The organism is Mycobacterium sp. NGS59, assembly GCF_059812345.1.
This window is the reverse complement of record NZ_JCALCN010000018.1, coordinates 40,327-58,398: the sequence shown is the minus strand read 5'-3', so window position 1 is coordinate 58,398 and position 18,072 is coordinate 40,327. Positions and strand designations below refer to the sequence as shown.

At 68.4% G+C, this 18,072-nt stretch carries 14 protein-coding genes; 7 read left to right on the top strand and 7 right to left on the bottom strand.

What is annotated here, in order from left to right; all coding sequences use genetic code 11:
- The first annotated feature begins 14 nt into the window (after positions 1-14).
- Positions 15-1,379 (top strand): HNH endonuclease signature motif containing protein, encoded by a 1,365-nt coding sequence (locus tag AC5Y46_RS18740; RefSeq protein WP_499992469.1) that lies wholly within the window; start codon positions 15-17, stop codon positions 1,377-1,379.
- Here AC5Y46_RS18740 and AC5Y46_RS18735 read toward each other — a convergent pair.
- Genes AC5Y46_RS18735 through AC5Y46_RS18725 form a run of 3 tightly spaced genes read right to left on the bottom strand, consistent with a single transcriptional unit; the run spans position 1,376 to position 7,148 of the window.
- A complete protein-coding gene (locus AC5Y46_RS18735; protein ID WP_499992468.1) occupies positions 1,376-2,776 on the bottom strand; it encodes a lipase maturation factor family protein in 1,401 nt (466 codons plus the stop codon). The genes AC5Y46_RS18740 and AC5Y46_RS18735 overlap by 4 nt on opposite strands.
- 27 nt (positions 2,777-2,803) lie before the next feature.
- Positions 2,804-6,949 carry an alpha-(1->3)-arabinofuranosyltransferase domain-containing protein gene (locus AC5Y46_RS18730; protein WP_499992502.1) on the bottom strand — a complete coding sequence of 1,382 codons (4,146 nt, stop codon included), beginning with the start codon at positions 6,947-6,949 and terminating at the stop codon, positions 2,804-2,806.
- Between the two features lie 25 nt (positions 6,950-6,974).
- On the bottom strand, positions 6,975-7,148 hold the full coding sequence (locus tag AC5Y46_RS18725) for a DUF2613 domain-containing protein (RefSeq protein ID WP_023369784.1): 174 nt from the start codon (positions 7,146-7,148) through the stop codon (positions 6,975-6,977).
- A gap of 73 nt (positions 7,149-7,221) precedes the next feature.
- Here AC5Y46_RS18725 and AC5Y46_RS18720 point away from each other — a divergent pair, with 73 nt between their 5' ends.
- From AC5Y46_RS18720 to AC5Y46_RS18710, 3 genes are read left to right on the top strand one after another with little or no spacing between them, the layout of a single operon-like run.
- Positions 7,222-8,406 carry a glycoside hydrolase family 3 N-terminal domain-containing protein gene (locus AC5Y46_RS18720; protein ID WP_499992467.1) on the top strand — a complete coding sequence of 395 codons (1,185 nt, stop codon included), beginning with the start codon at positions 7,222-7,224 and terminating at the stop codon, positions 8,404-8,406.
- A 40-nt stretch (positions 8,407-8,446) separates the two neighbouring features.
- Complete coding sequence (locus AC5Y46_RS18715; RefSeq protein WP_499943996.1) at positions 8,447-9,073, top strand: TetR/AcrR family transcriptional regulator; 627 nt, start codon at positions 8,447-8,449, stop codon at positions 9,071-9,073.
- The gene (locus AC5Y46_RS18710) at positions 9,074-10,330 is read left to right on the top strand and encodes a chloride channel protein (protein ID WP_499992501.1); all 1,257 of its coding nucleotides are present in this window, start codon (positions 9,074-9,076) and stop codon (positions 10,328-10,330) included.
- Positions 10,331-10,333: 3 nt separating this feature from the next.
- On the opposite strand, the gene AC5Y46_RS18705 is transcribed toward AC5Y46_RS18710, so the two are convergent.
- A complete protein-coding gene (locus tag AC5Y46_RS18705; protein WP_499992466.1) occupies positions 10,334-11,176 on the bottom strand; it encodes a MaoC/PaaZ C-terminal domain-containing protein in 843 nt (280 codons plus the stop codon).
- A 1-nt stretch (position 11,177) separates the two neighbouring features.
- Positions 11,178-12,542 (bottom strand): 3-oxoacyl-ACP reductase, encoded by a 1,365-nt coding sequence (locus tag AC5Y46_RS18700; RefSeq protein ID WP_499992465.1) that lies wholly within the window; start codon positions 12,540-12,542, stop codon positions 11,178-11,180.
- Positions 12,543-12,662: 120 nt separating this feature from the next.
- Here AC5Y46_RS18700 and AC5Y46_RS18695 point away from each other — a divergent pair, with 120 nt between their 5' ends.
- Positions 12,663-13,976, top strand: coding sequence for an acetyl-CoA C-acetyltransferase (locus AC5Y46_RS18695; protein ID WP_499992464.1), 1,314 nt, complete (start codon positions 12,663-12,665; stop codon positions 13,974-13,976).
- A 353-nt stretch (positions 13,977-14,329) separates the two neighbouring features.
- Here the strand turns inward: AC5Y46_RS18695 and AC5Y46_RS18690 are convergent, their stop codons facing one another.
- Positions 14,330-16,165, bottom strand: coding sequence for an acyl-CoA dehydrogenase (locus AC5Y46_RS18690; RefSeq protein WP_499992463.1), 1,836 nt, complete (start codon positions 16,163-16,165; stop codon positions 14,330-14,332).
- 148 nt (positions 16,166-16,313) lie between these two features.
- On the opposite strand from AC5Y46_RS18690, the gene AC5Y46_RS18685 reads away from it, so the two are divergent.
- Positions 16,314-17,351 carry an isopenicillin N synthase family dioxygenase gene (locus AC5Y46_RS18685; RefSeq protein ID WP_499992462.1) on the top strand — a complete coding sequence of 346 codons (1,038 nt, stop codon included), beginning with the start codon at positions 16,314-16,316 and terminating at the stop codon, positions 17,349-17,351.
- Positions 17,352-17,401: 50 nt separating this feature from the next.
- The gene (locus AC5Y46_RS18680) at positions 17,402-17,890 is read left to right on the top strand and encodes a flavin reductase family protein (RefSeq protein WP_499992461.1); all 489 of its coding nucleotides are present in this window, start codon (positions 17,402-17,404) and stop codon (positions 17,888-17,890) included.
- Here AC5Y46_RS18680 and AC5Y46_RS18675 read toward each other — a convergent pair.
- On the bottom strand, positions 17,887-18,048 hold the full coding sequence (locus AC5Y46_RS18675; protein WP_499943988.1) for a hypothetical protein: 162 nt from the start codon (positions 18,046-18,048) through the stop codon (positions 17,887-17,889). The two genes, AC5Y46_RS18680 and AC5Y46_RS18675, sit on opposite strands and share 4 nt — an antisense overlap.
- Between the last annotated feature and the right edge of the window lie 24 nt (positions 18,049-18,072).

The following is an 18,072-nucleotide window of genomic DNA, read 5'->3' as shown; positions in this document are numbered from 1 at the left end:
CTAGAATCTGAGGTATGGCAGCGAGCACGCGTGAAGAGATCGTGGAGGTCTTTGACGCACTCGATGCGGATGTGGATCGTCTGTGCGCGTTGTCCTTTGAGGTGTTCACCACCCCGGAGCGGATGCGGGCTCTGCAGCGCCTGGAACGGGCAGCCCGCCAACTGCGCACACCCCAGCACGCGGTGATCAACCAACTCGCCGCCCACGCCGCCGAGGAGGAGTTGGGCGGCAAGCTGCGCAGTGCGTTGGCGGATCGGTTGCGGATCTCTAAAGCCGAAGCCGGCCGCCGTATCGCCGAAGCCCACGATCTGGGGCCGCGGCGGGCGCTGTCGGGGGAGGCGTTGGCGCCGCTGCTCACCGCGACCGCGACCGCCCAAGGCGCCGGACTCATCGGTGATGAACACATCCGATTGATCCGCAAATTCCTGGCCCATCTGCCCGACACGGTCGATGCGTTGACCCGGCAGGACGCCGAAGCCGACCTGGTCGACAAGGCCACCCACTTTCGCCCCGAACAAGTGCAGACCTATGCCCAGGAAGTGATGGCCTATCTGCACCCCGACGGCAACTACAGCGATGACGAACGCGCCCGCCGGCGCGGCCTGATGCTGGGCAAGCAGGAGTTCGACGGGATGTCGCGCCTGAGCGGGCTGGTCACCCCCGAGCTGCGGGCCGCGATCGAAGCGGCGTGGACGAAGTTGGCCGCACCGGGGATGTGCAACCCGACCGATGAGGCACCGCGCGTGGACGGCGAACCCGATACCGAGGAGGCGCAGCGCGATACCCGCTCGGGACCCCAACGCCAGCACGACGCGCTGCTGGCCGGGCTACGCGCACTGCTGGCCTCCGGGAAGCTAGGCAAGCATCGCGGGCTGCCGGTCACCATCATCGCCACCACCACCGTGGCAGAACTGGAAGCCGCCGCCGGGTGGGCGCGCACCGGCGGCGGCTCCCGCCTACCCATGAACGATCTGATCCGCATGGCCGGCGGCGGCGCCAACCACTATTTGGCGATCTTCGACGGCGCCAAACCCCAAGCCCTGTATCACGCCAAGCGGTTGGCCTCCCCGGCCCAGCGGATCATGCTGTGCGCCAAAGACCTCGGCTGCACCAGACCCGGCTGCGACGCCCCGGCCTACCACTCCGAAGTCCACCACGTCACCGCATGGCGCAAAACCGGGCGCACCGACATCAACGACCTCACCCTGGCCTGTGGCCCCGATAACAGACTGGCCGAAAAAGGCTGGACCACCCGCACCAACACCCAAGGCCACACCGAATGGATCCCCCCAGCACACCTCGACCACGGCCAACCCAGAATCAACACCTTCCACCACCCCGAGAAACTGCTGATCCCCGAGGACGACGACGAACCTTAGTGGCGCAGTGACATCGGCGGCACATAGCTCCCGATCAGCGTCCGATGCCACCACGCGCGATCGCGCCGCAACTCAGCCGGCGTAGTGAACCGATACACGTAAAGCTGCGCACGCACATACCGCGGCGGCGCATCCGGAAATGGGTTGTGCCGCAACAGCCGTAGCGTCGCTGCGTCATTGCGTAACAGCCGGTGCAAAAACGGTGTCATCCACGCCAGCGCGTAACCGGGCGAGATGGCGGCGAACCACATCAGCCAGTCCAGCCGCAGATGGTAGGGCGCGAATTGCCTTGGCAGCCGCCGCAGTCCGGTGGGCTTGCCCTCGAACTCGTACTCGCGCCACACCGCATCGTCGGTGGGATCGGCAGAATCGGTGCCCTCGATCACCACCTCATGCCGGGTGCGGGAAATGCTGCCGAAGGCACCATAGGTGTTGCCCAGGTGAAAGGCGTTGAACGAGGCGTTCATCCGTTGCCGCGCCGACAGCATGTTGCGCGTCGGCCAATAACCCAAGACCACCATCGCCGCGGCAGCGACGATCACCACGGCAACAAACCACATCGGCGGCGTTGGCAAGTCGGGATGCTCGGGCACCGCGACCGCACTGAACGCCAACAGGATCGTCACCCAGTTGAGCCAGGCGAAGTTCCCCGACAGCACCAGCCACAATTGCGTCAAGATGATGATCGCCGCGGCAATCCCGGCCACCGGCTGCGGCGCGAACAATCCGAACGGCACCACCAGCTGCGCAAAATGATTGCCCGCCACCTCGATCCGATGCAACGGTTTGGGCAGGTGATGGAAGAACCAGCTCAGCGGACCGGGCATCGGCTGCGTCTCGTGGTGGTAGTACAGGCACGTCAAGTCCCGCCAGCAGCGGTCGCCGCGCATCTTGATCAAGCCGGCCCCGAACTCGACCCGGAACAACAGCCAGCGCGCCAGCAACAGCGTCAGCAGCGGCGGCGCCACCCGCTCGCCGCCGAGAAAGATCATCAGGAACCCCGCCTCCAAAAGTAGGGACTCCCAACCGAACCCGTACCACGTCTGCCCGACGTTGACGATCGACAAATACAGCGCCCACAGCACTAGCCAGACCAGCATCCCTGCCCACAACGGCGCGACCCGCGTCACGCCGCAGACCACCGCCGCCGACAACACGGCGCCCGTCCAGCACACGAAGGCGAAAAGCCGGTCCGAGTAACGGAAGTGGAAGATGCTCGGCGCGCGCCAGAACGACCGTCCGGCCAGATATCGCGGCACCGGAAGCATGCCGTCTTCCCCGATGAGTGCCCGGAACTGTCGCGCCGCCGCCACAAAGGCGATCAGATAGATCAGCGCCACGCCACGCTGCAGCACCGTAGTGCCCAGCCAGTATTCGGGCGCCGAAAACCATCCCATGGCGGTATCCAGTCAACCAGCCCCGAACTACTCGTCGCCACCCTGTCGCAACACCACCACCGAAGCGGCCACCGTGGCCAACGAAATCAGCGCCAGCAGTTGGACACCCGCGGAGTGACCCGCGTACCCGTCCACCGAGCGCCACGGGTGCCGCGACAACACGGCCCCGGCCGCGATCAACCCACCGGCACTGAACGCCACGGTGAAGCGATCCCGCAACGCGTACCGCACGGCCAGTGCTGCTCCGAACACCACGACTCCCACGAGACCGGAGATCAACGCCCCGGCCCCTAGCACGGGAATCGCCGCCCATCGTCCAGGTGTCCACGGCACCGCGGCGGGATCCCCCGGATCGCCGCGCCGGCGCCAGAATGCCAGCATGGCCAGCAGCGGCAGCAGAGCAAGGCCGCCGAAAAGTCCGGCGCGGTAGAGGGTGTCGGCGGCGTACGTCAGCGTGATGGTGCCGGGATCCCCCGCCGGCACCACCCAACCCTGCTGCCACCCGTTGACCGCTACCGGTGTCAGCCGCGCCCCGCTACCGTCCCGCGCCACCCAGCCGGGGTTGATGCTCTCCGGAATCACCAACACCCGAGACGTGCCCGACGCCGCCGCCCGCACCTCGCGACGGGACGGACCCCAGTCCCCGACGGGAGCGAAAGCAACTGCGGCACCGGAAGTTTCGGGACCAATCGCCAACTGGACGCCGTCGACGACGAACGCCGCGCCCGGACTGATCAGCAATTCCTGCTGTCCGGCCGGCAGTGCGATCGGTTCGGTCTCACACGGTTGCGCCACCACCGGCCGGCCGTCCAACAGCGCCCCCGCGGTGGTCCGGACGGAGGTATGCACGAACCGGCCCGCCACCGCGATCACCGGCCCGTGCTCACAGTCGACGAAAACCTGCCGGTCCCGGTCCGGGGCGGCCGGCGCGATCGGCCCACCGTCGGTGCCCAACGCGACGATCTCGGCCAGCCCGGGGGGCTTGAGCTGGTCGAAGCCCAGCGCGTTGCGGTCGATGATGTCGTCCCAGTCGAGGAGGCTGACGGTGACGGTGTCGGTCACCTTCGGCTGCAACGACAGGTCGCCACCGGAGAGCGCCCGCACCTGCGGGCCGTCACCCAGGTCGACGGCCACCAGCGTCGGGTGCGCCGGCAGCACCGACCGGCTGGGGGTCAACCGCAGCCCGGCCACCTCGGTGGGCCGCGGCAGCGTCAAAGTGAGCGTCGGCGGCGTCTTGTGCTGCACCACCCGTTGCGGGGCCGTCCACGCGGTGCCCGGATCGCCGTCGGTGGCCGCGTACGCCGAGCCGAGGATCTCGACCACATCGGAATCACCGCGGGCGCGGGCGGTGCCGGGTTCGGCGATCAGGTCGGCCAGCTTGGGGCCCTGCCGCGGGCGCACCCACACCGTCGGCCGCACCGTAACCGGCCCCGGCACGGTCAGCGTGCGGCTCAGGTTGACCGGCTCCTCGGGCGTCAGCGCCATCGACGACGCGCACCGCACATTGTCCGGCCCCGCCGCACACCCCGGCCGGCCCAGCAGCTCGGCGCCCAGATCCCAGCCCGCAATCGCGGCACCCGGCGGCGGCCCGGGCACTGACACCGTGTGCCGCAACGTCACCGGATGGGCGAACCCGGACGCGTCGTACTGGGTGACGCTCAGGTCGGTGATGCCGAACTGGACGCCGGGTGAGCCGTCGTCGGTGGCGGCAGCGGTGATCTTCACCCACGGGGTTTCGCCGTACGGCAGCGCGGCGGTCAACGGTTCGCCGGCTTCGTCGAAGCGCAGCGTGGTGCTGCCGTTGGCGGTCTCGACCAGGATGCGTCGCACCTGGGCGCCGACGGCCGTCGCGCTGGGAGTCAACGTGAGGACGGCATTCGTCACCGGATGGTCGAAGTCGACCCGCAGCCACTGCCCGACGGCGGCCTGCAGCGCGTTGGACACCCAGGCGGTCGCCGGGTCGCCGTCGATCGCGGCGGCCGGTGCGGTGGCCGGTGCGACGTCGGGCAGCGCGGTGGCATCCGAGGACGAGCTGGACGCCGTGATGCGCCCGCCCGTCCAGGCTCCGTAGACCGTCTGCGCGCCCGGGACGGGGTAGTCGGGCACCCGGTTGTAAGTGTGCCGGGCGTCGTCGGGCGCGCGGATCGCCGACGAATGCAGATCCACTCGGCCGTAATCGGTTTCGCGGGCCAGCGGGGTGTCGGTGACGGTGACGAGCGGCGTCGGCAGGCCGGCGGTCTGAGCGTCCGCGGTCATCAGCACCGGCCCCAGCGGCGGCTGGCCGAGCAGGCGCCGCCGCTCGTCGAGGCGCAGCAGCACCTCCGGGCCGCCGTCGACGCGCGCGAGTCGGTCGGTGTCGACGAAGTAGGGCGCACCCGGCCCACCCGGCCCACCCGGATCGCCGCCCGAACCGACCCGGTAGATCTCCACCGCCGGATAGCGTGGCCGCAGCCCGCTGTCGTTGACGAAGCCGGCCAGTGTGCCCGGTCCCACCGGCGCCCCGAACTCGGCCACCTTGTCCAGTCCCGGCGATCCCGTGACGGCGCGATGCACCAGAATCGGTCGCGCCGACCGCGACGACTCCGGGTCCAGATCATTGCGCACCACGACATACGAAATACCTTGGCGGGCAAGGGTATCGGCCAGCCCGGCGGACGGGCGCCCAGCGGCGAACAAGCGTTGCACCGAGTCCAGCGCGCGGATGGTCTGCGGCGGCGTCAGCGGGATCGAGTCGCGCACCCCCCACGGACCCGAACTCAGCACCTGCAACGGCTCGTCGTGGCTGGTACCCCACACCTGGGTCGCAAACGGTGCGCCGGGCACCACCAACGCCCGGCCGCCCGGGTGGCCGGCAAGCCAGTTGGCGGTCTGATGCCAGTAGTCGGGTATCGCGCGGAACGTTCCCGGCGGCGTCAGCCGGCCGGTCCACGCCAGCGAGGTGCTCACCATCAGCGCGACGAGCGCCACGATCCCGACGGCGACCCGCCGGTCGCGCTCCGGGTGTGCGAACGCGCGCAGCCACACCGGCCTGGGCGCACTGCCCGGTAACGGGATCCGGCCCAGTAAGTGCGCGAAGCCCAGCACCAGCGGGATCCGGATCACCGGCCCCAACTTGTGCACGTTGCGCAGCGGCGTGCCGGCCGCGTCCAGGAACGCCTGTACCTGATGGGCGATCGGCGAGCCCAGCCCGCCGCTGTAGCCGATCGCCAGCAGCACGACCCCGACCAGCAACATCGTCACCAATCGGCCGCGCGCCGGCATCCCGGGCAGGGCCAGCCCGGCCAGCCCGACGGCCGCGACCAGACAGGTGCCCAGGATCGCCACGGTCCCGGTGACCAGCGGCGCGCCCGCCGTCGCGGTCGGCGCCACGAACGGCGTCCAGCTGTCGGTGCCGCGCAGCAGCTCCACCAGCGACGACCATTGGGTGGTCACCCCGGAGGATTCGATGAAGTCCAAAAACGGCGGACTGACGTCACGCAACTGGCTGAGCGCCACCGCCCACCACAGCACCGCCACGGCCACCGCCGCCAGCAACCAGCCGACGTAACGCCACCACCGCCGGTTCGGCCGGTGACAGGCCAGCCAGATCAACGCCGGCAGGCAACCCGCGGCCGTCGCGATCGCGTTCACCGCGCCCATCAGCGCCACCGCCAGCCCGGCCTGACCGGCCAGCACCCGCGCCGATCGGCCGGGATCCGAACGCAGCGCCAGGATCGTCGGCAACAGCACCCACGGCGCCAGCATCATCGGCAACGTTTCCGACGAGATCGACCCGATCGTCGTCAGCACCCGCGGCGACAACGCGAAAGCGACCGCGCCCAGCACCCGCGACGATGGGCTCCCGATGCCGAGGGCCTCGGCGACGCGCAGCAACCCCCAGAATCCGGCCGTCAACAGCAGCGCCCACCACAGCCGCTGGGTGACCCAACCGGGCACCCCCAGCAAATGCCCGGCCACAAAGAAGCTGCCGTGCGGAAACAGGTAGCCGTAGGCCTGGTTCTGCGACTGCCCGAACGGCAGGTCGCTGTTCCACAGGTGGGTGGCGCGCGCCAGAAACCGCAGCGGGTTGGCGGTGAGGTCGAGTTTGGTGTCGGGGGAGACCTGCCCGGGAGATTGGGCGAAGCTCAGGACGAGCGAGACGGCCCCGACGAGCAGCAGCCAAAGACGCGACAGGGCCGACTGGCCGGTCACACCCTGACTAGCTGCGGTTGCCGTACTCGACCCGGTTGAGCACCGACGACGACGGATCGCCCCCGGGCAGTGGCGGCTTCGTGTCCTGCTGGACCATCAGCGTGATCCCGAAGATCGCGGCCGCACCGAGCAACAGACCCACCACCACACTTGCGGCGGCTGGCGCGACGATCCGGTTCATAGTGATCGAACCTAGCAGAACGGCCCGCGCCCCCCGCACCTCGCGGCGAAACGCCCCGTGACAGCATGTCCGGATGGCTTTTCCCCGTACTCTGGCCGTCCTTGCCACCGCGTCGATGCTGGTGGCGGCCTGCAGTGACAGCGGCACCAAACACGGGCCGGCATCGTCGACCAGCACGCCCACCCCGGCGCCCACCAGCTCGACCCCGGCCGCGGCACCCGGCAACAAGTTGTGTGTCGATCCCCGCGAAGTGCCGGCGAAGATCACGAACCTGCGCGACAAGCTGGCCCAGCTGCTGATGGTCGGGGTCAAAGACGCGGCCGACGCCAAAGCCGTCGTCAGCCAGTTCCATGTCGGCGGCATCATCATCGACAGCGACACCGACCTGACCATGCTGCCGGGCCCGCTGACCGAGGTCGCCAATGCCGCGGCGCCGCTGCCGCTGGCGGTCGGCGTCGACGAAGAGGGCGGCCGGGTGTCCCGGTTGCGCACGCTGCTGGACGGCAGGGGGCCGACGGCCAAGGAGATGGGCCAGACCATGACGCCGCAGCAGGTCCACGACCTGGCGCTGACCCGCGGCCGCAAGATGAAGGACCTGGGCATCACCGTCGACTTCGCCCCGGTCGTCGACGTCACCGACGCCCCGGACGACACCGTGATCGGGGACCGCTCGTTCGGCTCGGACCCGGCGAAGGTGACCGAATGGGCCGGGCAGTACGCGCAGGGTCTGCGGGACGCGGGTTTGCTGCCGGTGCTCAAGCACTTCCCCGGGCACGGGCACGGTTCCGGGGATTCCCACACCGGCGGTGTCAGCACGCCACCGCTGGGCGAGCTCATCGCCAACGACCTGTTGCCCTACCGGACGCTGCTGGACAAGAGCCCGGTGGCGGTGATGATCGGCCACATGCAGGTGCCGGGCCTGACCGGCACCGAGCCGGCCAGCCTGAGTCCGAAGGCCGTCGAATTACTGCGTACCGGAACCGGTTACGGCGGCCCGGCGTTCGACGGCCCGGTGTTCAGCGACGACCTGTCCAGCATGGCCGCCATTTCAGACCTGTTACCGGTGACCGAGGCGGTCTTGAAGACGCTGCAGGCCGGCACCGACATCGCGCTGTGGATCACCACCAAGGAGGTGCAGGCCGTCCTGGACCGCCTCGAGCAGGCGGTGAACACCGGTGACCTGCCGGTCCAACGGGTCGACGCATCCCTGATCCGGGTGGCCGCCATGAAGCACGTCACCCCGACGTGCGGTCGTTAGCTCTAGAGTCGGAAGGACAGGCGAGAGAGGCGCAGGACCAATGGCCGGTGGCAGCAAACGGTTACCGCGTGCTGTGCGCGAGCAACAGATGCTCGACGCTGCCGTCCAGATGTTCTCGGTCAACGGCTATCACGAGACCTCGATGGACACCATTGCCGCCGAGGCGCAGATCTCCAAGCCGATGCTGTATCTGTACTACGGCTCCAAGGAAGACCTGTTCGGCGCGTGCCTGAACCGGGAGATGGGCCGGTTCATCGACGCGCTGCGCGCCGACATCGACTTCACCCAGAGCCCAAAAGACCTGCTGCGCAACACTATCAGCTCGTTCCTGCGTTACATCGACGAAAACCGCGCCTCGTGGATCGTGATGTACACCCAGGCCACCAGCTCGCAGGCGTTCGCCCACACGGTGCGCGAGGGCCGCGAGCAGATCATCGAACTGGTCGGAGGTCTGGTGCGTGCCGGCACCCGCAGCCCCCGCACCGATTCCGAGATCGACGTCATGTCAGTCGCTTTGGTGGGGGCGGGGGAGGCGATCGCGAACCGGCTCAGCACCGGCGACATCGACGCCGACGCCGCGGCACAGCTGATGATCGACCTGTTCTGGGCGGGTCTGCGCGGGGCGCCCGCCGATCGTGACGTGGCGTCCAACACCGCGACGGGGTAGATCCCGGTGCCTCGCCGGAACCTCGAGTTCTTCTGCGCGACAGTCATTACCGGCCTGCTGGCCGGCCTTGCCGGATTGGCGACGACGGTCGTGCTGCGCTCCGTCGAACACCTCACCTATCACTACACTTTCGGCTCGCTGCTCGACGGCATCACCGCCAGCAGTCCCATCCGCCGCGCGCTCGGGCCGATGGTGGGCGCCGCGCTGGCCGGTCTGGGGTGGTGGCTGCTGCGACGCCGGGCGGACGTGCCGCCGCTGGCCGGAACCATTGCGAACCGGCAGCCGATTCCGCGGGCCGCCTGGAGCGTCGACGCGGTGCTGCAGGTGCTGCTCGTCGGATCCGGTGCGTCGCTGGGACGCGAAGGTGCGCCGCGTCAATTCGCCGCTGCAGCAAGCGATTTCGGCACCGGATCGCTGCGCAGGCTGTCGCGCGACGATCGCGAGATCCTGCTGGCCTGCGCGGCCGGTGCCGGGCTGGCCGCGGTCTATGCCGTTCCGACTGCCGGCGCGCTGTTCGCCCTGCGGATTTTGCTCAACACCTGGCGCCTGCGGGCGGTCGGTGCGGCGCTGATCACCTCCAGCCTGGCCGTCGCCGTCGCGTCGGTGATCACCCACGATCACCACGAATTGCAGTGGCCCAGCGCCGAACAAACCCCTTTGCTCAGCGCGCACGGCCTGGCCCTCGCGCCGCTGGCGTTCGGGGTGGGGTGGGCGTTCAACAAGATCATCGCGGCCGCCCGGCCGGCCGAGCTGATGCGGTCCTGGGCGGTGATCCCGGCGCTCGCCGCGGCCGGCCTGCTCACCGGCATCTGCTCGCACTGGTGGCCCGAACTGCCCGGCAACGGCAAGAGCGTGCTCACCGTCAGCCTGGCCGCCGGCATGACGCTCACCTCGGCGGCGGTGATTCTGGTGCTGAAGCCGCTGCTGACCGCGCTGTTCCTGCGGGCCGGCGGAGCGGGTGGTCTGCTCACGCCTTCGTTGGCAACCGGCGCCGCGGCCGGGTCGCTGTTGGTGCTGGCGCTCAACCAGGTGGCCGGCACCCATCTGCACGGACCGGTGATCTCGCTGGCCGCGGCCGCCGGCGTGCTGGCGGTGACGCAGGGATCGCCGGTGTGGTCCGCGATCTTCGTCTGGGAACTGGCCCGGCCGCCGATCTGGATGCTGGTGGTCTTCGCGGTCACCGCCGTCGGCGCGCACGAGATCAAGACACTCGTCCTCGGCCGCCGCCCGCCGCCCCACGACCACCGGGCCGGGTGAAAACTACAGCGGCTTGACGCTCCCGGTCAGGTGCGGATAGCCCTTGGAAAGGTTGCGCAGCGACAGATCCCAGCCGCCGTCGGCCTGCTCGACGTACAGTCCCACCTTCGCCGGCAACAGGATCGGCTTGCCGAACCGCACCGAATACTGCACCGCGTCCGGCAATTTGCCCTCGATGTTCGCCAATACCGCTGCGGCACTGAACATTCCGTGCGCGATCGAAGTCGGGAAGCCGAACAGCTTCGCGGCGACACCATTGGTGTGGATCGGGTTGAGGTCACCGCCCACCACGGCGTACCGACGAATCTGTGCCGGCGAAATGCTCAGCACGGTCGACGGCGGCGGCAGCTTGGGTTCTTTTTTCGGCGGCGGCTTGGGTTCGTCGGACAAGCTGGTGCGTTGCTGGTGCAGGAAGGTCGTCACCTGCTGCCAGGCCAGGTCGTTGCCGACGTGCACGTCGGTCAGCAGGTCGACCAGCAGGCCCTTGCGATGCTCGCGCAGGTTCTCGGCATGAACCTGCACACTGACCGTGTCGGTCACCGCGATCGGCCGGTGCTGGGTGATCTGGTTCTCGGTGTGCACCGAACCCATTGCGGAGAACGGGAAGTCGAACCCGGACACCAGCGACATGATCGACGGGAACGTCAGCGCGAACGGGTAGGTCAGCGGCACGTTGTTGCCGTAACTCAGCCCGGTGACCGCGGCGTAGGCGGCGACGTTGGCCTGGTCGATGGGCAGCTCCTCGACCGTCACCGTGCGGGTGGGCAGCTTGTCCGATCGGGGCACCACGGGTAGCGCCCCGGCCACCGCGCGCAGCATGTTGCGAAGCCCGCTGGGTTGACCCATCTCAGGCCCCGATCATGGCTTGGCCGCAGACCCGAACGACGTTGCCGGTCACCGCATTCGACGCCGGGCTGGCGAAGTAGGCGATGGTCTCAGCCACGTCGACGGGTTGGCCACCCTGCAGCAGCGCGTTCAGCCGGCGACCCACCTCGCGGGTGGCCACCGGGATCGCCGCCGTCATCTGGGTCTCGATGAATCCCGGTGCCACGGCGTTGATCGTGATGTCCTTCTCGGCGAGCACGGGCGCCAGTGCCTGGGTGAGGCCGATCATCCCGGCCTTGGTGGTGGCGTAGTTGGTCTGCCCACGGTTACCGGCAATCCCGGCCATCGAGGACAGGCCGATCACCCGGCCGCCCGCGCCGATGGTTCCGTTGTCCACCAGGCCCTCGGTAAGACGTTGCGGGGCAAGCAGATTGACAGCCTGCACGGAGTCCCAGCGGCCGTCGTCCATGTTCGCCAGCAGCTTGTCGCGGGTGATCCCGGCATTGTTGACCAGGATGTCGGCCTTGCCGCCGTGGTGGTCGCGCAGGTGCTCGGTGATCTTGTCCACGGCGTCCTCGGCGGTCACGTCCAGCCACAGCGGGGTGCCGCCGACATTGTTGGCGGTCTCCGACAGCGCGTCTTCGGCGGACTCGACGTCGATCGCCACCACCTTCGCGCCGTCCCGGGCGAACACCTCGGCGATGGTGCGGCCGATGCCCCGGGCCGCGCCGGTCACGATGGCGACCTTGCCGTCCAGCGGCTTGTCCCAGTCGGCGGGCGGCGTCGCGTCCTCCGCGCCGACATAGAACACCTGGCCGCCGACGTAGGCCGACTTGCCCGACAGGATGAAGCGCGCGGTGGATTCCAGCCCCGTGGCCGCCGGTTTGGCGTCGGGGGCCAGGTACGCCAAGTTCACCGTGGCTCCGTTGCGAACTTCCTTGCCCAGCGAGCGGGTGAAGCCCTCCAGCGCGCGCTGCGCGATGCGCTCGTCGGTGCTGCCCGCGGCCTCCGGCGTGGTGCCGATCACCAGCACGCGCGCGTTGGGCTCGAGGTTGCGCAGCAGCGGCGTGAAGAATTCGTGCAGTGCCTTCAGCCCGGCCGGGGTGGTGATCCCGGTGGCGTCGAACGCCAGCCCGGCGAACTTGTCGGCCCAGCGTCCGCCCAGGTTGTTGCCCAGCAAGTCGTAGTCGTCGGCCAGCGCCGCACGCAGCGGCTCCGCCACCCGGCCCTCCCCACCGATCAGCAGCGATCCGGCCAGTGGGGGCTCGCCGACGCTGTAGCGCCGCAACGGCTGAGGTTGCGGGACGCCCAGCTGTTTGGCCAGAAACGATCCGGGTCCGGAGTTCACGACCTGCGAGAACAGGTCGGGCGCGCGCTTGGTGGCCACTGAGTTGCCTTCCGTGTCAGGGACGAACTTACTTCGGAGTAAGAACAGTGGGTAGTATTGCCTGCCGAGGCGGGTACCCCAAAATCATCCCCGACCAAGCGGCGACACACGGAGAATAAATTGGCCACTGGAAGTTCAGAGTCAAGGCGGCGCGTCGCCGTGCTGGGCGGCAATCGCATCCCGTTCGGCCGATCGGACCGCAGCTACGCCGAAGCCTCCAACCAGGACATGTTCACCGCCGCCCTCGGCGGGCTGGTAGACCGGTTCAACCTGTCCGGTGAGCGACTCGGCGCGGTGATCGGCGGGGCGGTGCTCAAGCACAGCCGCGACTTCAACCTGATGCGCGAATGCGTGCTGGGATCGGACCTCTCACCTGACACTCCTGCCTTCGATATCCAGCAGGCCTGCGGCACGGGTCTGCAGGCGGCCATCGCCGCCGCGGACGGCATCGCCGCCGGCCGGTACGAGGTAGCCGCCGCCGGCGGGGTGGACACCACCTCCGACGCGCCCATCGCGCTCGGCGACGACCTGCGCCGCACCCTGCTGAAGGTGCGCCGCGCCAAGTCCAACGTGGAACGTCTCAAGCTGGTCGGCACGCTGCCGGCCAATCTCGGCATCGCGGTGCCGGCCAACAGCGAACCCCGCACCGGACTCTCGATGGGTGAGCACGCGGCGCTGACGGCCAAGGAGATGGGCATCAAACGGGTCGATCAGGACGAGCTGGCCGTTGCCAGCCATCGCAACATGGCCGACGCCTACGACCGGGGCTTCTTCGACGACCTGATCACCCCGTTCCTCGGCCTCTACCGGGACGACAACCTGCGCCCGGACGCCAGCGTGGAAAAGCTGGCCAAGCTCAAGCCCGTCTTCGGCGTCAAGGCCGGCGACGCGACGATGACGGCCGGAAACTCGACGCCGCTCACCGACGGCGCTTCCGTCGCTTTGCTGGCCACCGAGCAGTGGGCCGCCGACCATTCGCTGACGCCGCTGGCCTACTTCGTCGACGCGGAGACGGCCGCGGTCGATTACGTCAACGGCAACGACGGTTTGCTGATGGCACCCACCTACGCGGTACCGCGGTTGCTGGCGCGCAACGAGCTGACGCTGCAGGACTTCGATTTCTACGAGATCCACGAGGCGTTCGCCTCGGTGGTGCTGGCGCATCTGCAGGCGTGGGAGTCCGACGAATACTGCAAGGGCCGGCTGGGTCTGGACGCCGCGTTGGGTTCGATCGACCGGTCCAAGCTCAACGTCAACGGATCGTCGCTGGCCGCCGGGCACCCGTTCGCCGCCACCGGCGGACGGATCCTGGCGCAGGCCGCCAAGCAGCTGGCCGAGAAGAAAAAGGCAACCAAGGGGAAGGGCACGGTGCGGGCGCTGATCTCGATCTGTGCGGCCGGTGGTCAGGGCGTAGCGGCGATCCTGGAGGCCTGACCCGCGGTTTTCGCCCGCCCGGAAACATCCCAAGGGAATTGAAATCGGGTGGTTTGGTACCGGAGCGTTTGGGTATCCGTGAGTCCGGATGGCCCCGTGTTGTGGTCTGACCCCCCGACCCCGACGGCAACGCGGGGCAATCCCTGGTCGACCGCCGGTCAGCGGAGACGGGCGAACGAAAAGGGCCGCCGCTGGTTTGAGGGGATCCAGCGGCGGTCTTTTTGGTCGTTGTCAGCGTACGCGGCGCGATTGGCCCACCGAGTGCGATCGGCCCACTGAGTGGGAATCCTGCGACGCGACACGCGGTGTATGCGTCGCAGGATTCACAGTCGCGGCAGTCGGCGTGAGCCGGCTCAGAAGGCGGCTTCGTCGAGCTCCATGATGTCGTTGTCCAGCGTCTCGATCACCTCGCGGGTGCTGGCCAACAGTGGCAGGAAGTTCTTCGCGAAGAACGACGCCACCGCGATCTTGCCCTCGTAGAAGGACCGCTCAGACCCGGTCGCACCGGCGTCCAGAGCCTCGATCGCCACCGCTGCCTGACGCTGCAGCAACCAGCCGATGACCAGGTCGCCGACGCTCATCAGGAAGCGCACCGAGCCCAGACCCACCTTGTAGAGGCTGGTGACGTCCTCCTGCGCGGCCATCAGGTAGCCGGTCAGCGAGGCGGCCATCGCCTGCACGTCGGTGAGCGCCTTGGCCAGCAGTGCCCGCTCGCTCTTGAGTCGGCCGTTGCCGGACTCGCTGTCGACGAACTTCTGGATCTCGCCGGAGACATGCGCCAGCGCCACACCCTTGTCGCGGATGATCTTGCGGAAGAAGAAGTCCTGCGCCTGGATGGCGGTGGTGCCTTCGTAGAGCGAGTCGATCTTGGCGTCCCGGATGTACTGCTCGATCGGGTAGTCCTGCAGGAAGCCCGAACCACCGAAGGTCTGCAGGCTTTCGGTGAGCTTGGCGTACGCCTGCTCCGAGCCGACACCCTTGACGATGGGCAGCATCAGGTCGTTGATCTTGGCGGCCAGCTCAGGCGTGACGTCGTGCACCACCTTGGCCACCCCCGCGTCCTGGAAGGTGGCGGTGAACAGGTACAGCGCCCGCAGCCCTTCGGCGTAGGCCTTCTGGGTCATCAGCGACCGACGTACATCGGGGTGGTGGGTGATGGTGACCCGCGGTGCGGTCTTGTCGGTCATCTGGGTCAGGTCGGCACCCTGCACCCGCGACTTGGCGTACTCCAGCGCGTTCAGGTAACCGGTCGACAGGGTGGCGATGGCCTTGGTGCCCACCATCATCCGGGCCTGCTCGATCACCTCGAACATCTGCGCGATGCCGTCGTGCACCTCGCCGACCAGCCAACCCTTGGCGGGCACGTCGTGCTGGCCCAGGGACAGCTCGCAGGTGGTCGAGACCTTCAGGCCCATCTTGTGCTCGACGTTGGTGACGAACACGCCGTTACGTTCGCCCAGCTCGCCGGTCTCGGGGTCGAAGTGGAACTTGGGCACGAAGAACAGCGACAGCCCCTTGGTGCCGGGGCCGGCGCCTTCCGGTCGCGCCAGCACCAGGTGGAAGATGTTCTCGAACAGGTCACCGGAGTCGGCGGAGGTGATGAACCGCTTGACGCCGTCGATGTGCCAGGAACCGTCCTCCTGCTGCACGGCCTTGGTCCGGCCCGCGCCGACGTCGGATCCGGCGTCCGGCTCGGTGAGCACCATGGTCGAGCCCCAGCCGCGCTCGGCGGCCAGCACGGCCCACTTCTTCTGCTCCTCGGTGCCGAGGTGGTAGAGGATCTGGGCGAAGCCCGCGCCACCGGAGTACATCCAGACCGCCGGGTTGGCGCCGAGGATGTGCTCGTGCAGCGCCCACATCAACGATCGTGGCATCGGCATGCCGCCGAGTTCCTCGTCGAGGCCGGCCTTGTCCCAACCGGCGTCCATGACCGCGCGGACCGACTTCTTGAACGACTCGGGCAGCTCCACCGAGAAGGTCTTGGGGTCGAAGACGGGCGGGTTGCGGTCACCGTCGACGAACGATGCGGCGACGGGTCCCTCGGACAGCCGCGCGGCCTCGGCGAGCATCTCGCGAGCGGTGTCGGCGTCCAGATCGCTGAACTCGCCTTGGCCTAAAGCCTGGTCAACGCCAAGTACCTCGAACAGGTTGAATTCCTGGTCACGGACGTTGCTCTTGTAGTGGCTCACTACGGGTCCTCCTCATTGAGAATGCCACCTGTGGTTGGGTACTAGGGCTAAGTTACCCACCAGTAACACGTTAAAACTATACCGATCAGTAACTTGACGCAAGCCAGTGTGAGCTAAATTGCACTGTCTAACTAACCAACCGGTTGGGATGCCGGTGAGCGAATCCCTGGCAACCCCGCTCACCTGCGGCGATGATGGGCATGTGGGGAGCGTCACGACACCACCGGTGGTGGATTTGCGCGCCGATCCCACCCTGCTGCGCGAAGCTCTTCGCGACGTGGCCCACCGGGTCGGCTTCTTCTACCTGACCGGCCACGGGGTGCCGGAAGCCTTGACCGGCCAGGTGCTCAGCGCGGCGCGCCGCCTGTTCGCGCTGCCGCAGGCCGACAAGGACGCGGTGGCGATGGTGCACAGTCCGCACTTCCGCGGCTACACCCGGCTGGGCGGTGAGTACACCCGCGGCGAGGTCGACTGGCGTGAGCAGATCGACATCGGTCCCGAGCGACCCCCGATCGGCGGCCCCGGCCGACCGGACTACCTCTGGCTGCAAGGGCCGAATCAGTGGCCCGCCGGTCTGCCTGAGCTACCAGGGATCGTCGCCGAGTTCGACGCCGCGCTGTCCCAGGTGTCGCGCAGCTTGCTACAGCACTGGGCGGCGTCGCTGGGCAGCCCACCCGAGGTGTTCGACGCGGCCTTCGCCGACGCACCCGCGACGCTGATCAAGGTGATCAGGTATCCGGCGTGCCCGGCCGGCCCGCAGGGTGTGGGCGCGCACCAGGATTCCGGGGTGCTTACCCTGCTGCTTGCCGAACCGGGCAGCCGTGGGTTGCAAGTGCGTCCCCCAGGTTGCCGGGACTGGATCGACGTGCCGGCGTTGGACGGCGCGTTCGTCGTCAACATCGGGGAGCTGCTGGAGTTCGCGACGGGCGGTTACCTGCGGGCCACCGAGCACCGGGTGCAGCTGGACGAGGCCGGCGCCCAGCGGATCTCGGTGCCCTACTTCTTCAACCCGCGGCTGGACGCCCAGATACCGGTGCTCGACCTGCCTGCGCACCTGCGTGCAGGCCCGAAACACGATCCGAGAGATCCGATCTACCCCGTCTATGGACGCAATGCCTGGAAGAGCCGGCTGCGGGCGCACCCCGATGTGGCTTCCCGGTATGGCTACGTGCCGGGGGCCGGGTAGGCTGCGGAAGCGAGAATCCCGTTCTCGGCTCGAGGAGCGAATGAAGTCCGGTGAATTCGAACAACAAGCTGACGCCGACGTCGCTGCGTGAGGCTTTCAGCCACTTCCCCACCGGGGTGGTGGCCATCGCTGCCCAGGTCGACGGAATCCGCCACGGTCTGGCGGCCAGCACTTTCGTCCCGGTGTCACTGGACCCGCCGTTGGTGTCGTTCTGCGTGCAGAACACGTCGACCACCTGGCCGAAACTCAAAGACGTGCCGACGCTGGGCATCAGCGTGCTGGGAGAGGCCCACGACGTCGCCGTCCGCACCCTGGCCGCCAAGACCGGCGACCGGTTCGCCGGCCTGGAGACCGTGTCCAGCCAGACGGGCGCCGTCTTCATCCAGGGCACCGGCCTGTGGCTGGAAAGTGCGATAGAGCAACTGATCCCGGCCGGAGATCACACCATCGTGGTGCTGCGGGTCAGCGAGGTGACGGTGGATGCGGGCATCGCGCCCATCGTCTTCCACCGCAGCGAACTGCGCCGCCTGGGCGTCTAGGTCGGCGAGCGCTCGGCGAGCCGTTCCCGCAGACCCTGCATGTGCTGCTCGATCTCGGTCGCGTCGTCGTTCCGGCCCTCTTTGCGCGCGAGTTCCGCGCGCTGCGTCATCTCGTCGATGGCCGTCTTGAGTTCGTCAATACTGGTGGGATCTAGCATCAATTTCGGATACCCGATCCCGCC

Excerpts from the sequence above, each read along its gene's own strand:
- AC5Y46_RS18740 (WP_499992469.1), top strand. The coding sequence starts at position 15 with ATGGCAGCGAGCACGCGTGAAGAGATCGTGGAGGTCTTTGACGCACTC.
- AC5Y46_RS18735 (WP_499992468.1), bottom strand. The coding sequence starts at position 2,776 with ATGGGATGGTTTTCGGCGCCCGAATACTGGCTGGGCACTACGGTGCTG.
- AC5Y46_RS18725 (WP_023369784.1), bottom strand. The coding sequence starts at position 7,148 with ATGAACCGGATCGTCGCGCCAGCCGCCGCAAGTGTGGTGGTGGGTCTG.
- AC5Y46_RS18720 (WP_499992467.1), top strand. The coding sequence starts at position 7,222 with ATGGCTTTTCCCCGTACTCTGGCCGTCCTTGCCACCGCGTCGATGCTG.
- AC5Y46_RS18715 (WP_499943996.1), top strand. The coding sequence starts at position 8,447 with ATGGCCGGTGGCAGCAAACGGTTACCGCGTGCTGTGCGCGAGCAACAG.
- AC5Y46_RS18705 (WP_499992466.1), bottom strand. The coding sequence starts at position 11,176 with ATGGGTCAACCCAGCGGGCTTCGCAACATGCTGCGCGCGGTGGCCGGG.
- AC5Y46_RS18685 (WP_499992462.1), top strand. The coding sequence starts at position 16,314 with ATGCCGGTGAGCGAATCCCTGGCAACCCCGCTCACCTGCGGCGATGAT.
- AC5Y46_RS18675 (WP_499943988.1), bottom strand. The coding sequence starts at position 18,048 with ATGCTAGATCCCACCAGTATTGACGAACTCAAGACGGCCATCGACGAG.